The sequence below is a fragment of the Kocuria sp. TGY1127_2 genome, assembly GCF_013394385.1.
Classification (GTDB): domain Bacteria; phylum Actinomycetota; class Actinomycetes; order Actinomycetales; family Micrococcaceae; genus Rothia.
In genome coordinates, this window is the sequence record NZ_AP022834.1 from 96,660 (window position 1) to 111,962 (window position 15,303).

Annotated in this window: 13 protein-coding genes; 5 read left to right on the forward strand and 8 right to left on the reverse strand. The window is 59.2% G+C overall.

From position 1 onward, the window contains the following. The first annotated feature begins 62 nt into the window (after positions 1-62). Both sake_RS00445 and sake_RS00450 read left to right on the forward strand, forming a co-directional pair. Positions 63-1,655 (forward strand): AbgT family transporter, encoded by a 1,593-nt coding sequence (locus tag sake_RS00445; RefSeq protein ID WP_129358351.1) that lies wholly within the window; start codon positions 63-65, stop codon positions 1,653-1,655. Positions 1,656-1,716: 61 nt separating this feature from the next. After that, positions 1,717-2,802 (forward strand): NAD/NADP octopine/nopaline dehydrogenase family protein, encoded by a 1,086-nt coding sequence (locus tag sake_RS00450; RefSeq protein WP_129358352.1) that lies wholly within the window; start codon positions 1,717-1,719, stop codon positions 2,800-2,802. Positions 2,803-2,844: 42 nt separating this feature from the next. Here sake_RS00450 and sake_RS00455 read toward each other — a convergent pair whose 3' ends face one another. The 3 genes from sake_RS00455 to sake_RS00465 all read right to left on the reverse strand — a co-directional run bounded on the left by sake_RS00455 (position 2,845) and on the right by sake_RS00465 (position 5,140). Then, positions 2,845-3,093 carry a YrhK family protein gene (locus sake_RS00455; RefSeq protein WP_178945208.1) on the reverse strand — a complete coding sequence of 83 codons (249 nt, stop codon included), beginning with the start codon at positions 3,091-3,093 and terminating at the stop codon, positions 2,845-2,847. Positions 3,094-3,267: 174 nt separating this feature from the next. Beyond that, entirely contained in the window at positions 3,268-4,176 is a 909-nt protein-coding gene (locus sake_RS00460) for a sulfite exporter TauE/SafE family protein (RefSeq protein WP_178945209.1), read from the reverse strand. Positions 4,177-4,351: 175 nt separating this feature from the next. Then, on the reverse strand, positions 4,352-5,140 hold the full coding sequence (locus tag sake_RS00465; RefSeq protein ID WP_178945210.1) for an HAD family hydrolase: 789 nt from the start codon (positions 5,138-5,140) through the stop codon (positions 4,352-4,354). Between the two features lie 233 nt (positions 5,141-5,373). Between sake_RS00465 and sake_RS00470 the strand changes: the two genes are divergently transcribed. The 3 genes from sake_RS00470 to sake_RS00480 all read left to right on the forward strand — a co-directional run bounded on the left by sake_RS00470 (position 5,374) and on the right by sake_RS00480 (position 8,752). Further along, positions 5,374-6,204 (forward strand): thioesterase family protein, encoded by an 831-nt coding sequence (locus tag sake_RS00470; RefSeq protein ID WP_178945211.1) that lies wholly within the window; start codon positions 5,374-5,376, stop codon positions 6,202-6,204. Positions 6,205-6,470: 266 nt separating this feature from the next. Continuing rightward, a complete protein-coding gene (locus sake_RS00475; protein ID WP_178945212.1) occupies positions 6,471-7,850 on the forward strand; it encodes a lytic polysaccharide monooxygenase in 1,380 nt (459 codons plus the stop codon). Between the two features lie 203 nt (positions 7,851-8,053). Continuing rightward, complete coding sequence (locus sake_RS00480) at positions 8,054-8,752, forward strand: GntR family transcriptional regulator (RefSeq protein WP_238147501.1); 699 nt, start codon at positions 8,054-8,056, stop codon at positions 8,750-8,752. Positions 8,753-8,890: 138 nt separating this feature from the next. Here the strand turns inward: sake_RS00480 and sake_RS00485 are convergent, their stop codons facing one another. From sake_RS00485 to sake_RS00505, 5 genes are all read right to left on the reverse strand, one after another. Further along, on the reverse strand, positions 8,891-11,176 hold the full coding sequence (locus tag sake_RS00485; protein WP_178945213.1) for a S8 family serine peptidase: 2,286 nt from the start codon (positions 11,174-11,176) through the stop codon (positions 8,891-8,893). A 246-nt stretch (positions 11,177-11,422) separates the two neighbouring features. Further along, complete coding sequence (locus sake_RS00490) at positions 11,423-12,418, reverse strand: glycosyltransferase family 2 protein (protein ID WP_238147502.1); 996 nt, start codon at positions 12,416-12,418, stop codon at positions 11,423-11,425. Positions 12,419-12,515: 97 nt separating this feature from the next. Then, positions 12,516-13,391 carry a PRD domain-containing protein gene (locus tag sake_RS00495; protein WP_129358359.1) on the reverse strand — a complete coding sequence of 292 codons (876 nt, stop codon included), beginning with the start codon at positions 13,389-13,391 and terminating at the stop codon, positions 12,516-12,518. A gap of 88 nt (positions 13,392-13,479) precedes the next feature. After that, positions 13,480-14,067, reverse strand: a complete 588-nt coding sequence (locus sake_RS00500; protein ID WP_178945214.1) for a hypothetical protein — start codon at positions 14,065-14,067, stop codon at positions 13,480-13,482. A gap of 570 nt (positions 14,068-14,637) precedes the next feature. After that, positions 14,638-15,210 carry a hypothetical protein gene (locus sake_RS00505; protein WP_178945215.1) on the reverse strand — a complete coding sequence of 191 codons (573 nt, stop codon included), beginning with the start codon at positions 15,208-15,210 and terminating at the stop codon, positions 14,638-14,640. Positions 15,211-15,303 lie beyond the last annotated feature (93 nt).

The following is a 15,303-nucleotide window of genomic DNA, read 5'->3' on the forward strand; positions in this document are numbered from 1 at the left end:
GGTTCACCTCCACCCGCGGCCGATTCATTCGGCAGTGCAGGCCCCAAGGCAAGGCGATGAGGATGACGAAGACGTCAGACGATGTGATCGAGAGCGTTCCGCTCAACCGCTTCTACCGTGCTCTGAGCGCCATTGAAAGGGCAGGCAACAGGCTTCCGCATCCTTTTTGGCTATTCGTCATTCTCATCGTTGCCTTGGGGGCGGTGAGTGCCGTCCTTGCCTCTTTGGACGTGAAGGTCACGCTTCCCTCCTCGGGAGACACGGCTGCCGTGAAGAGCCTATTTTCTGTGGAAGGCGCCCAGTACGCGATCAAGAATGCGTTGAGGAATTATGCGACGTTCCCGCCGTTGGCGATGGTCGTCGTCGTTCTCCTGGGCGTCAGTGTCGCCGAACGTAGTGGGCTCCTGACCGCGCTTCTTCGAAGTACCGTTGGCCGCCTTCCCAAACGCCTGCTGACCTTCGCGATCGCCTTCAGCTCCATGACCGCGCACATCATGAGCGATTCTGCGTATTTGGTCATGATTCCGCTGGGAGCCCTCGCCTTCCGCGCAGCCGGACGTAGCCCGGTCCTGGGTCTCATGGTCGCTTATGCGGCCACGGCCGTCGGCTTCAATGCGAGCCCATTGGTTACGCCACAGGATGCCATTCGGTCGTCTCTGTCGACGGCGGCGGCTCAGATCGTCGATCCGGACTACGTGATGACTCCGGTCGCGACCTACTTCTTCACCGCCACGTCATCGGTCGTTCTCGCGGCCGCGATTGCCATAGTCGTGGATCGCGTCCTCGCTCGCAGACCCGAATTCTCCTCTTCTCAGCTGGATGGGGATTTCGAAGTAGCCGACAAATTGTTCAACACCGATACTGCGGACAGCACCACGGCCTCGATCGGCACGATCAAGCTCTCGAAGACCGAGATGCGCGCCATCGCGGCCACGGCGGTGGTCTTCGCGGTCTGCGTCGTCGTGATCGTCCTGATGCTGCTGCCCGGATCGCCTTTCCGCGGCGAGAACGGTGGACTACTCGACTCGTACGTCGTCGAGTACATAGCGATATTCATCTCGATCATCTTTGCGCTCATGGGTATCACCTACGGCAGGATCACAGGCACGATCCCCCGGCTGGGCGACGTGCCGCCTGCTATGGCCGAGGGCGTGCGTTCTCTGGCGCCCGTGCTCGTGCTCTTCTTCGTCGTCGCCCAGTTCCTGAGCTACTTCACGTGGACGAATATCGGCTCCGTCATCAGCGTCAACGGCGCAGACCTGCTCCGCTCGCTCCAGGCGCCGCACCTGGTCATTCTGCTGACCATCATCTTCTCGATCTGCATCCTCAACATGCTGATCACGAGCGGATCGGCAATGTGGTCGATCCTTGCCCCCGTGGTTGTTCCGCTGGTCATGTACGTCGGGATGACCCCGGAAGCCGCGACGGTCGCATTCATGATCGGCGACTCGGTCACCAACTGCATAACACCGCTCAACGGCTATTTCGTACTCGCTCTCGGCTTTGTCCAGCAATTTCGCAAGGGGGCAGGTATCGGAACCCAGCTCTCGTTCACGATTCCGATCGCGGGCGTCGTGTTGATCGTATGGATCGTGCTCTTTGTCCTGTGGTACTTGCTCGGCATCCCCCTCGGTCCGGGCGTACCCATCCGCTGATCACCCCATTCATGTCAGGGACGGCAGATCGCCGTTCGCACCACCACCGTAAGGATTTCCCATGGGAAGCATTGCAGTAATCGGAGCAGGCAACGTCGGCCAGGCGATGGCCGGCCATATGAAACTGAACGGCCACGATGTCCGTGTCTATTCACGCTTCGAACGGGACTACGCTGCGATTGAGCAGCGCGGAGGCATTACCCTTTCCGGCGAGATAGAGGGTACGGCGGTACCGGATCTGTTGACGACGGACCTCGCGCTCGCGATCGACGGAGTGGACGTGGTCGTCGTGGCCGCACCCGCATTCGCGCACCCATACCTGTCCGAATCACTCGCCGACGTGCTGGAACCCGACCAACTGGTCATCTTCCAGCCGGGGGTGCTCGGCAGCGCGCTCGAGCTCATGAGGAAGACAAGGTTGGCCGAACGAGAGCCCGGAATCGTCGCCGAGACCTCGACCAGCCTGTACACCTGTAGACTCCGCGGGCCGGCCCAGGTATACGTCGGTGCCATCAAGAACGCGGTACCGATGTCTGCCATTCCCAATCGCCAGACGGCCACTGTACTCGCCCGACTGGAGCCGTTCTTCGGCCGGCGCTACGTCGACGGCGGGGACACCCTTGCTGTCGGTCTCACGAATATCAATCCCGTCTACCACGTGCCTCCCGCAATCTTGAACTTCAAGACGGTCGAGGATGCTGCGCGCCTGCCGCAGCACACACTCGTCACCCCTCGGATCGGAGAGGTAATCAACGAGCTCGACGAGGAACGCATTGCATTCGGCCGTGCTCTGGGCGTGCAGCTGCCAACCTTCTGGAATTTCCTCGAAACATCGTATGGGGTCAATGAGGGTAGCTTCGTCGAGAGGGTGATCGGTGGATACGGTCGTCAGGCTTTCCCGGAACCGGACTCCCTCGAGCACCGCTACTTCGTCGAGGACATTCCCTTCGGTCTTCTCACATGGAGTTCGATCGCGTCGCAGATAGGCATCGCCATGCCCCTCACCGACTCTTTCGTACACATCAGTCAGGTTCTCTGCGGCCGCGATTGGGAACTTGCGGGACGCACGGCATCGACCTTGGGCCTCCTCGGTGGCGACGCCGAGGCCATCAAGGGGGCGTTCGTCTCCGGTGAGTTCCCCGAATGAGCCGGGCCGCACGCAATCCAAACGCCGCTGCGGCCGCTCACGTCAGGGCGTGTCGCGTATTGTTCCCGGCTCCGCGTTTCGCGTCTCGTTCTCGCGGCGTACGAGCTTCTCACCGATGCTGTCGAACATCATTCCAGCGGATGCGGCGATGAAGATCCAGGTCCCTGCATCCATAAGCCCCGGCGAGAGAAAGAAGATACTCCCGAGAACGAAGAGCGTATTACCGATCAGGCCGATCCAACGGTGGAACCAAGGGAAATCGTGTGCAAGCTTGCCGATGGTCCATCGCATCTTCATCGCCCCTTTCGTGACAGATCCCGATTGGCCCCCATGGTAAGCAGCCGGATCGGTCCTCGTCACGGTATCGGAATCAACAGCAGGTTCATGGAGGGACGATCCAAGGTCATGAGAAACCACGATGAAGACTCTCCGCGAAACTGCAACAGTCGCCGGCCGGGCGGGCTGTCAGGCCTCGACGCTTTCCTTGGTGTTCGAAGGTTCTTCGCGTTTGTCGGAGAGTTCTTTGCGGACCACCCATACCAAGGCGACGGCCCACAGGGCCGCGATGGTCAGCAGGATGACCGCGTAGGCTGCGCCCGGCAGAACCGCATTGACGGCGTCGACCTTCAGCAGGGTGTGGGCGTTGGTGAAGATGATGAGTCCGCCCGCACCAACGGCCAAGAGTCGAGGAGCCAGCAAACGGACCAGCCATGCTGCTATGGGCGCGGCGATCACGCCCCCGATCAACAGCGCGAGGACAAACGGCAGGTTGATGCCTTGATGCCCCATGGCCATGAGGAATCCTGCCGAAGCGCCCAGACTCACCACGAACTCGGAGGCATCGATCGAGCCGATGACTTTGCGCGGCTGAATTTTGCCGGATGCGAGGAGCGTTGGGGTTCCCACGGGGCCCCAACCGCCTCCGCCGATCGCATCCATGAACCCTGCGACCATCGCGAGCGGAACGAGCAAAAAGCCTGGGACCTTGCCGGAGAAACTCGGGCGACGGTTTGGTATGCGCAAGAACCGCCACACCACGTAGATCCCGAGAAGCAACAAGAGGGCTGACATGACGGGCTCGGCGCCATCGCCCGAAGCCGTGAGAACGTTGGCGCCGAAGAATGCGGCAATTCCACCCGGAACGGCCATGAAGCCGACGACGCGCCAGTCAATATTGCCGAACCGCCAGTGCGACGCTCCCGAAGCGAGCGTCGTACCAATTTCCGCGAGGTGGACGGTAGCCGAGACCGACGCCGGCGCAAGCCCTGCGGTCAGGAGCAACGTCGAGGATGTCACGCCATAGGCCATCCCCAGCGAGCCGTCCACGAGCTGCGCGGCAAGTCCGATTAAACCCAAAAGGATCAACGTACGCATGGTCCGCTCCAGAGATCGAGGTATTCAAGTTCGATCACTCTATGGAGCGGTTGCGGGACCCCTCAAAGGATGCGTCGTGGCGTGTACCTAGGTGACACCGCATTGCGACTGGCATCAACACATTTCACCGGCCGTCATACAATCACCGTTCCGACCCCAGGGGCCTTGGACGATCTCAGGAAGTTTGGTCGAGAATCGTGCGGATGTACTCCGCCGTGGTCTCGACGATGACGTCTGTGGCGTCCTTGACCTCTTGCGGAGAGTAGCCGAATGAGGCCGAGTGTCGGGCCCACTCGTGCATGGCCAGGTCGTTCCACGAATCCCCGACGGAAAAGGTCTCGTACCGATCACCCAAATGCGCATCGTCGAGCCATTTGAGACCTGTGCCTTTGGTGCAGTCCGGCGGCACGATATCCAGGAAGTCCTGATTTCTGTGGCAATCGACCTGACCCCGGAAGTTGTTCCGGATCCACGCTTGGATTCGTTCGATTGCGGCGTCGTCGTTCTCTATCCACAAGGGGATGCCCACGAACTCATGATCTGGAATTTCAGAGAGTTTCATGGGCTGGAAATAGGCGAGGATAGAACTCGATTTCTCGCCGGTGGTCGAGGGGAATTGCACGTCATCGGGGGAGTCTAACGTCGTCCCGTAGACGGCAACGCCCTCTTCCGTCGTCATAGTCTCGACGATCCGTTGCACCGTCTCGTTGGGCAAGGTGTGGCTCATGAGCACGGTGAAGTCGGCATCCGTGACCGCACCACCCGTGTACAAGACGTAGTAGTCGAACCGGAGGCCGGTGCCGTTCAGTGCGTGCCGGGTTGCAGCAATCGATTTTCCCGTGGCGCACACCGCAAGATTGCCCGCCTCTTGCCAGTCGTGGATCGCGTCGATGCTGTTCTGGGCGATTTTTCCGTCAAAGACGAGCGTGCCGTCCAAGTCGAAAGCCATGAGCTTCGGCGCCATGAAGACTCCTTAGTGGGGTGGGTCCGAAAATGCCTCTCACCACTCTACGGCTCCGCGGTGCGCTCCCGCCCATCCTCAGGCTTCGTGCGCTCCCTCGGATGACCAGGTGAAATACAACACATGATGTTCTGTCGGCCGGTAAGCTCCACACCGAGGCCTCTGCCAAGGCGTGGCAATCGGCACGGACACACGATGACGATATCGGATGTCAGGGAATCGACGAGGGAGACACTATGGACAAGAGCGCGGGTCGGACGGAACTTCCCGAATTGGCAACTGCGGAGGCCTATTACGAGGACCGAGGAGATGGAAACTTCCGTTCCTCGATTCACGCCCAAGGGGCATGGAACGAGCACGAGCAGCACATGGCTCCGGCGTCCGGGATCATAGCCCACTGTCTCGCACGACATGAGCCGCGAGAAGATATGCGCATTGCCCGCATCAGTTTCGAGATTCTCGGCCTCATCCCGGGCGGTGACTTCGAGATCGTGACATCGACTGTTCGCCCCGGCAAGACCATTGAACTCGTTCAGGCGGAGTTGGCCGCCGGCGGTCGCGTGGCCATTCGAGCCACGGCGTGGAGGCTCACCACCTCCGACACCTCTGCTATTGCCGCGACCGAAGATCCGAGCCTCCCCCTGCGAGCAGAATGTGCGAGGTGGAATGGCTACGAGGAATGGCCTGGAGGATTCATTCGTTCGATCGAGGCAGTGCAGGCCCCGGGGCATCGGCCAGGCAGGGGGAAGGCCTGGATTCGCCCCACGGTTCCCTTGGTCGACGGCGTTGATTCCCCAGACTGGGTGAGACTGCTCGGCGTCGTCGACGCCACCAACGGGATCGCAACCCGGGTTCCGGCCGGCGCCTCGAGCTGGTTGTTCCCGAACGTCGACCTGCAAATCCACATGTATCGCGAGCCCAGGGGCGAGTGGCTGGGCATCGACAATTCCGTGACCTTCGGTGCGGACGGAATTGGTCTGACGTCCTCGATCCTTCACGACGAGCAAGGGCCCTTCGGGAGATCGGAACAGATTCTGACCTTGAGAAAGGGACCCAACCAGTCCTGATCGTCCGGTCAAGAAAGCCAAAATATTAGTATTTAAGATGAATTTTACCCCGAAATCACGGGTTTTTTCAGCGTTGGGGACAAACTGAAATTTCGGATCCTTAAATTTTGAGGTACTATGGATTTTGCCGACCCGCGGGACACTCCTCGTGTGCTCCTGGTGGTTCGGAGGTCTTCAGGCGATTGTCCGAGACCTCGTAACCTCCGCGTGATCGGCCTGCTGACTGTGCGTCAGCATTCCACTCACCTCATAGTCAGGAACACACCGTGAAAAAGTCCGCGAAATTCTGCACCGTCGCCACGCTGGTCGGTGCCTTAGCCTTTGGCGGAGCAGCAGCCGCCAACGCTCACGGCTACATCGGCAACTCGAAGTCCGACGTCACCGCTCGAGCGGCCATGAAGTCAAACACCAACCTCGGTCCAGTCCAGTACGAGCCGCAGTCCATTGAGGCGCCCAAGGGGTTCAGCCTTGATGCCTCCACGGGAGGGCCCGCAGACGGAAAGCTTGCTTCCGCCGGGACGGACATCGCCAAGAACCTGGACGAGCAGTCCCCGGATCGTTGGAAGGAAAACGAAGTCAACGCGGGGCAGACCATTAGTATGGGCTGGGAGTACACGGCCATGCACCCGACGTCGAAGTGGCACTACTACATCACCAAGAACGGTTGGGACCAGAACTCTCCCCTCAAACGCTCTGAGCTGCAGCCGCTTGCAACGGTCCAGCACGATGGAACGCTGCCCACCGAGGGCACAGTCCACCAAATGAAGCTTCCCGCTGATCACACTGGCGATCACGTGATCTATGCCGTGTGGGATGTCGCCGACACCTCCAATGCGTTCTACAACACGGTGGACGTCCACATCAACGGCGACGCCGAACCGGAGAAACCGGATACTGAAGCTCCGTCCGCCCCATCCAGCCTCACCGCGAACAACGTGACCTCCACGGGCGTCCAGCTCACGTGGAAGGAGTCCACGGATAATGTCGACGTCGACCATTACGAGATCCAACGCCGCACCAAGGGCGGAGACTTCAAGAAAGTCGGTTCAACCGCCGGCACCTCATTCAAAGATAAGGACCTGACCGCCTCGACGGCCTATGACTACCGCGTTGTAGCCTTCGACGCTGCGGGCAATGCCTCCGATCCCGGCACCCTGTCCGTGACCACGAAGAATGAAGACGTCAACCCTGGCCCGGATACAGAAGCACCTTCGGCGCCTTCGCACGTGCATTCGATGGGCACCACGGCCAACAGCGTCGATCTGATGTGGAGCAAAGCTGATGACAACGTCGGCATCGACCACTACGAGATCCAGCGCGCCATCAGCGGGGGAGAATTTGCAGCGATCGGAACCACGGACAAGACCTCGCACATGGACGAAGGGCTGAACGCTTCGACGAGCTACGACTACCGAGTTGTCGCTGTCGATGCCGCGGGCAACGAATCGCCGTCCAGCGAGGTATTCACTGTCCGCACCCGCGATGACAGCACGCCGGAGACCGAACAGTGGTCATCCACTGCCGCCTACAAGAAGGGCGACCGCGTCTTGCACAACGGATCCGTTTTCGAGGCCGTCCAGGATTACCAGGGGCACGGAGATCCGACGTGGATCAATGCCCTCTCTTTGTGGAAGAAGATCGGCTGACATCGATCGGTGCATGCCCCACGCCTGACCCGAGGTCCCAGCATCTGGGCCCTCGGGCAAGCAAGGGGCGTTGAGGCCGGATAGCACGCATGAGCTGTCTTAGGTGTCATTTCATGAGCGACTGAGCTATCTGGCCCGACCGCCTTCGGGCTTTCACCGACGGTGGGATGAGTTTCCTCCGGTATAATCTGAAGTATCACAGCATGAACAGAAGTATGGGGGAATTCATGCCGATTCCGGGGGGCTCGAAGGGCGGACCAGTAAAACGCACACTACTGCGGGATACCGTGTTCCAACGTCTGCGAGAGGCTATTCTCGACGGCACGCTTCAGCCCGGCGAAAGACTCAATGACGACGAGATCCAGAAGTGGCTCGGCGTCTCAAGGACTCCCGTCCGAGATGCCCTCAACGAGTTGAGTCACGTGGGACTAGTCGAGATGTCGCCCAACCGGTACACGAGGGTTGCGGTTCCGCGGGAAGAGGAAGCGCTCGCGGCTCTTCAAACCTTAGGGGTCATCATGGGCGGTGTCGTCCGTCTTGCCGTGCCCAGGTTGGACGATGGCGCGAGGAAAAAGGTCATCAAGCAGGCCAAGGTCGTCGTCGCGCATCTGAGGGCCGACGACGGCGAGAGCACCAATGATGCTGCCGTCAAGCTCTGGAGGAGCCTGATGAGCGAGTGCGGTAACCCGCTTCTGCTCAGCCTCTGCGAGCAAACCATCGACGGCCTAGCATTCAAGCTGCGCGTCGCGACGATCGACAAACTCTTCGACTTCGACGCTCACGCCGACATGTTCGAAGAGTTCATTCAGAAGATCGAGGCCAATGACGCCATCGGAGCCGAACTCGTCGTCGAGCTGATTCATCTTCTTCAAGCAAGTAACGAAGACTCCGTTTCTTCCTAAGACCTCCCGGATATGAGTTGTGAGAACCGGAACCGTGAGGAATCTCCGAGATGAAGCACGTCGCCCGGCCATACCGTCGAGGTATGGCCGGGCGACGTGTCTTCAGAGATCGAAGTCTTGGGCGGGGCTAGGACACCTCTAACGAAGCACGCGGATTCCTTCTGAGGCCGTCCATGTCACTTCGACCCCTTTGCTGAACTTCTGATGGACCTTGGCATCAGAACCGCGGAATTCATCCGTGGTGGGTACGCCCCAGCCGGATTCCCGGCCGTTCTGAGTCCAAGCATTCCCGATTGCACCGGACTCGATGACGGTATGCGCTCCCGAAGACGGGGTCCACATGTAGAGCTTCACCACGGCTCCGCGTTTGAAGGTCTGGTAGGCAAAATTGTTCTGCGCCGACGTCACCTCGTCGCCGACCGGGAAGCCAGAACCTTGCTCCCGGCCATCGGCGATCCATTTCTGGCCGATGGCGTTGTTCTCCACGATGGTGTTCGCTCCGGTTTGCGGCGTCCACATCATGAGGGTTGATCGTCCCGAGGCCGTCTTGAACCATTGGTATGCATAACCGTTGGCGCTGAATTCGTCCGAGCTCGGGAATCCGGCGCCCCGTTCGCGTCCGTTCGCGATCCATTTCTGGCCGATGGCGTTGTTCTCCACGATGGCGTTTGCTCCGGTTTGCGGCGTCCACATCATGAGGGTTGATCGTCCCGAGGCCGTCTTGAACCATTGGTATGCATAACCGTTGCCACTGATTTCTTCCGAACTCGGGTACCCGTAGGCATTTTCATATCCGGCTGCCTTGAACTTGGCACCGATTGCTCCCGAGAAATTCACGGAATGAGTACCAGTAAAGGGCGTCCAATAGATGGTGTAGTTCTTACTGAACTCTTGGAAAACGCCGCCGTTGACAAGACCGCCACTTTCATTATTCCTAGGGGTGCCGAACTTGGAGGCTCCGCCCTGGGAATCGTAAAGATTCTTGATCCCGTTGACCACGACCGGTCCGTTGTCGACCGGGGCGACCGCAGCGACCGCTGCGCGAGCATCGATGCGGGAGTAACCGTTCACATTGGCGCCGGTGCTCACCAGAATATTTCGGATCTGTTCAATGCTGATGTTCGGGTTCCGTTGCTTCATGAGCGCGATGACGCCCGCCACGTGAGGCGCCGCCATCGAGGTCCCGTTGAGCGGACCGTAGTTGGCCTGGGCCGGAGACTCGTACCCGGTGTTGTACGTCGAGTAGACGTCCGCTCCGGTCGTTCCGCCGGGGGCCAGGACGTCCAGCATCGGGCCGTAATTCGAATATCCGGTCATGACATCGGAAGAGGCCGACGCGCCAACAACCATTGCACCGAGACAATTGGCAGGGGTCACGTCGTTGGCATTGACGCCAGCATTACCGGCGGCAACGACTACAGGTACATTTCGGGAATATGCGCCGTCGATCGCCGACTTGATGGTTGCCGAGCACTGGTCGTTCCAGGCGGCAGAGAAATTGACGACCGTTGAAGGCCGCGGATTCACCGGGGCCCCGGCTACCTGACCGCCTGAAGCCCAGGTTATTGCGTCGGCAAAGTCCGATACGTACCCGGACGCCCCGATGCCGAAGGCGCGGACGGGTTCGATGGCAGCATCCGGGGCGACCCCGGCGACACCAATTCCGTTATTGGTCGACGCCGCCGCTATGCCCGCAACATGCGTTCCGTGCCAATTCTCCGAAGGGTTGAGCACCCCGGGGTCGGTCGGGTCGGAATCGCGCCCGGGGGTGCCATCTCTGTCGTAGTCGGGGGAGACGAAGTCGTGCCCGCCGGTGACCTTGGAGTTGAGATCCGGATGGTTTGTGATTCCGGTGTCGACGACGCCGATGGTCTGCCCGGCGCCCGTGGCGTATTGCCAGGCCCCAGACGCGTTGATGGTTCGCATGTTCCACTGTCTGCTCGAGTACAGGGAATCATTGGGCGTGGTCGGGTAAGCCGCCGTCGCGTTCTTGACGATTTTGTCCGCCTCCGCATATTCCACGGAGGGATCGGCCTCGAGCTGCTTCACGACCTCAGCCTGTTCGGCGTTATCCAGTTTTTCCGATGTCTGAACGACATCCGAATCGTTGGTCGTGGACTTCAGGACCTTGGACTCGTCGGAGGGGGCGGCGGCGTCGGCTTTCTGAAGAACCTGAGATTTAGTCTCTGCAGGGGTGCTCTCCTTGAATTTCACCACCAGGCGGTCGGTCGCGGGTTCGACGGAGGACGGTGTTTCCGGGGCTTGCCCCGTGGCCTCGGCGAGTGAAGAGTCACCGAACACCTTGTTCTGCGACTGCTGCTGGCCGGTCGGCCCGCTCGGAGGAGCGGCAACGGCCGGGGGCGTCGCCGATATAACGGTCCCTGCCACGAGACAGATTCCGATGAGGGTACGAGATATACGCATGGGTAACCTTAACTAAAGGTGCGAGAAAGCGAGCGGTGATTGGAGCCTGGATGACGCTGCTCACCTTGAAAACGTGAACATTGTCTCTCGCGAAATCCTCTTCTAGGTCGCCCTATTTGTCAAGAATATTTCGAATGAACTATTCCATACATGTGATGTTTCGCGGTGAAACCGGTGGGAGGTCGGCGCCGTATCCTGGATTCGTGCGACGACGAGGATGTTTTCCCTCGGAATTCGGGGCCGGTTCTAGATTCCGTACATCCGCCGGACGTACATTCCGTACAGGCGGCGATAAATCGTCGGCGAGGCTTTCAGAAGTACACCGGCCATACCGAATACGGGCTTGATCCGCAGCGCGGTAATAATTTGGTTCCACGAAATTCTGCGTCGGCACTGGGATATGATTTCTCGGCCGCGCTCATTGTCGAGACCGATGGCCTGCTGAGCATTATTCAGATAGGTCAAGATGCACGAGATCTTGAACGCCCGTAGGCCTTCGGACGTATCGAGCAGGGATCCAGCTTCCTGGCTCATATGGTCCAGGAGTCGATCACTTTCTTCGACCGAAACGACCTTCCCCCACGTCGCGGAGTTTGCGTCCACGGTGTATTCGTACAACGAGGGATCGATCACGGCGACTCGCTTGGACCCCGCATAGGCCCCCAAGCAGAAGACTGCGTCCTCAGCCCGGTGAATGTCCATCGGGAATCGAATCTCACCAATGGATTCCACGGAGATCAGTTTGTCCCAAACATAAGGGGTGAGGTTGTCCTTCAAGAGCTCGAGACCCGCCTCTTTCCCGGATCGGCCCCCCGGGGCGCCAATGGAGCGGTCACGATGCGAGCCGTCCGTGCTCACTAGCGTGTGGCTACACACGACCAAGTCGGCTTCCTCGGAGGCCGCAAAAGAATGCATCGTCGAGAGAAAATTGGGTCGATACCTGTCATCCGAATCGATGAAAGAGACCCAACGCCCTTTCGCTTCGTCCAGGGCTTGATTGCGTACCCCGGACACCCCGACATTGGTTGTGTTGTCGAAGACCCGCACTCGCTCGTCCGGGTGGTTCCGCAAGAACTCATGGATAACGCGGGACGAGTCGTCGGGCGAAGCGTCGATCATGACCAGCAACTCGAAATCCGGATCAGTCTGTTCCAAGACGGATCGGATCGACGAGACAACACGTTCTGCCGTGTTGTAGACCGGCATGATGATTGATGTTCGGGGGCCCTGGCTAAGAGTCACAATCTTCTTTCGTTGTGGAAGCAATACATATCCGAAGTTGCCATCATATTGAATGTTTCCCAGTGGCGCCCGGGTGGATTGCCGCCTTGATAAGCATTCACTGAATCGCAGACACCGTTGAGCTCTCGCCCCAGAGATCCGTCGCGAGCCGGGCGATGTGCATCGTCAGGTACGTGTGTTCGTCTTCCGACATGTCCTGGTGCAAATGCATTTGCAGGAGCAGTACGACCTTGTACGCGCAATCATAGGCGCGGGGGTAGCTGGCCCGGACCGCGTCGTGAATAGCCGGGAAGGCCGGGTCCTGGCTCGTCGGGTTCTTGCCGTGCTCGGCACGAACGAAGAGATACCGGAGATGGGTCACGAATCGCGCCACGGACATATTGGATTGGTTGATCTCCTGCCCGTAGGCCGAGGAAATGACGTCGAAGATCTGCGAGAAGACCTCGGTCATTTTGAAGGTCTTGACGAGGTCCTCGGTGGCAAATTGCGAGTTGACGAGGTGCAGTGCGAGAGGCGTCGCCTCGTCTTCGGGTAGATCGGCGTCAAAACGTTCATTGATCAGTGATATTGCCCGACGGCCGAAGGCGACTTCCTTGGGATACAGCTGTCCGACCTCGATGCTGAGGGGGTATTCGATACGGAGCTTCTCCTGGGCGCGGATCAATGCGTAATTGATGTGATCCGCAAGGGGAACAATGAAGGAATGCGAAATGCTGGCGCCCAATTCGTCACGGGCTATGGCCTCCAACTCTGTCGCGAGGGCCAAAACCTCCGCCGGTATCTCGGACAACATGGCCGTGAGCTGCTCTTCGCCCTGGCTTTCCGGTACGAAGGTCTGTTCCACCTTGTCGGGATCGAGCTGTTGGCCCTTCTTCTTGCCGAAGGCGAGCCCCCGGCCGATCATGACCATTTGCTCACCGGAATCACCGGATGCGAGTACCACATTGTTATTGAAGATACGGAGGATGCGCATGTCTGCTTGTCCTTCCTCCCGGCAACGTGGTTGAGGGTGAGGTAGCCCCGCCAACTCTTAGGAACATCTTACGGCGGGTCCAGATGATCTAGAGCTCGAGTATCGGGAAGCCGATCAAGGCCACCAAGACCGTAATGAGCAGTGCAAACCCGATCACGATCAGGCCGGTCAACACGATTTTATTGCCCAGGCTTCCGGGATATTTGGGACGCTCGGGCTGCGTCTTGGGGTTCGGACTTGGCGTCTTGGGAGCGGTTTTGCGGGGCTCGGCCCCGGCGTGTTCGGATTCTTCGGCAGCCGTGGCCGCGGCGCTCGGAGACGTACCAGGGCCTTTGGGGCCTGAGGGCCGACTCTGCGACGGCCGCTGACTGGACCCTCTTCCCGGAGAGGCAGGTCTTCCCTTGGCCGGACGAGTACCGACGTCCGACGAAGGGGATCCCGTTGAGGGGCCGGGGCTATGCGGACTCTTATTGGTCGTCGTGTCGCCAGCGTTGGCCTGCTCCTTGGCCGTCTGGGACGGGCGGCCCTGGCGAGACTGCTGGGGCTTGTCTTCGCCGTCGGAACCGGGGCTCGCGGAGCTCCGAGGACCAGGCGAGGTCGGACGCTGCTGATTCGTCTGATCTGCCGTGGTCGCGGACTTCTTCTTTTTCTTGTTCGGCTCGCGGAAATTGGCCATGGCTCTCCTTCCAGAAGTGTGCTCCACACTACACATTCGAACCACCCTGAAGACACTTTTTCCCTGCCATGGCGCGCCTAGTCAGGAGGAAGTTTGGTTGTCCTGAGCAAGATGTACGGGGCGCCGAAAGCCATCAGAACAGGACGGAATGGTACCGCCCGGCCTGAAACATGGTGGATACCGAATGTTTACCCGGCTGTAGCCACGAGCGATCTTGAGTCGTCCAGAGTTGTTCTCAGGCCGTTTTGACAGGCGGTCAATGCGATAAGAACGAAAGAGGAAAACACATGCTGTCCCACACCGTAGAATTCCTGCTCGACTCCGTTTCCGGTATCACGGGCCCGATCCTCGATCTTTTGACTGCGCTGGGTCTCTAGTCCCGTGGCCGAATGTGAGAGCTTGGTGATCTATTCTTGATCATTTCTCACGGCGACGACCACGGGTTTTGCGGGTGACGGTGCACTCATATGTCGGATATCTTTCCGACGTGATGTCCTCCGCGCCCGCAAGGCCCGTGGTTGGGTGCGTTAATCCGAGAGGGATGGCCTATTGCCGGCCATTTTACTGTTTCTATTTCTCGTAGATAACGCTGGCCGTTATGCCGTCGTCCATGGCCGATACCGCGGAAACATGGCCTTGTTTCTTTGCATCCAACTTCGCCTCAGCGACGACCCTGCCTGTGTCATCCGTGATCCGCAGGTTCTGTCCCGGGGCAAGCTCCGAAGACTCCGCTTTGTAGGCCCGTTCCGCACCGCCGACCTTTGCTCGGTCCGTGAATGATCCGTCATCGTTGGTGATCGGAGTCGCGTCCGATTCGGGATACGGGAGTGAAACCAAGTCTTCAATCTCGTCGTGATCATTGTCCGTAATGTTGTTGAGAATGAGGGTTTCCTTGGACGCTCCTTCGGCGGGTTTCATTTTCACGTATACCGTCGATTTCAGGTTCATGGCCTGGTACATGACGTACGGTCTGCCATGAACGTCTATTTCCTCTGCTCTGTTCTGATGCGTCAAGGTTGAAATTGCAGTTCTTGCTGATTCCTCTCGAGCGTGCCTAGCTTCTTTGTCCCAGAAAAGAGCTGCCGTCGCCAACGCAACAACAATTACGGAAAACAGCACGGTCGGAATGACTAATTTTTTCATGGAGCTCTCTGTCTCGATTCCCGGTGGTTTGAAGTTCGAGCAAAATTTTGTCACGGGACGAGAATCGGAACGATAGAACTGAGTGTATTTCTC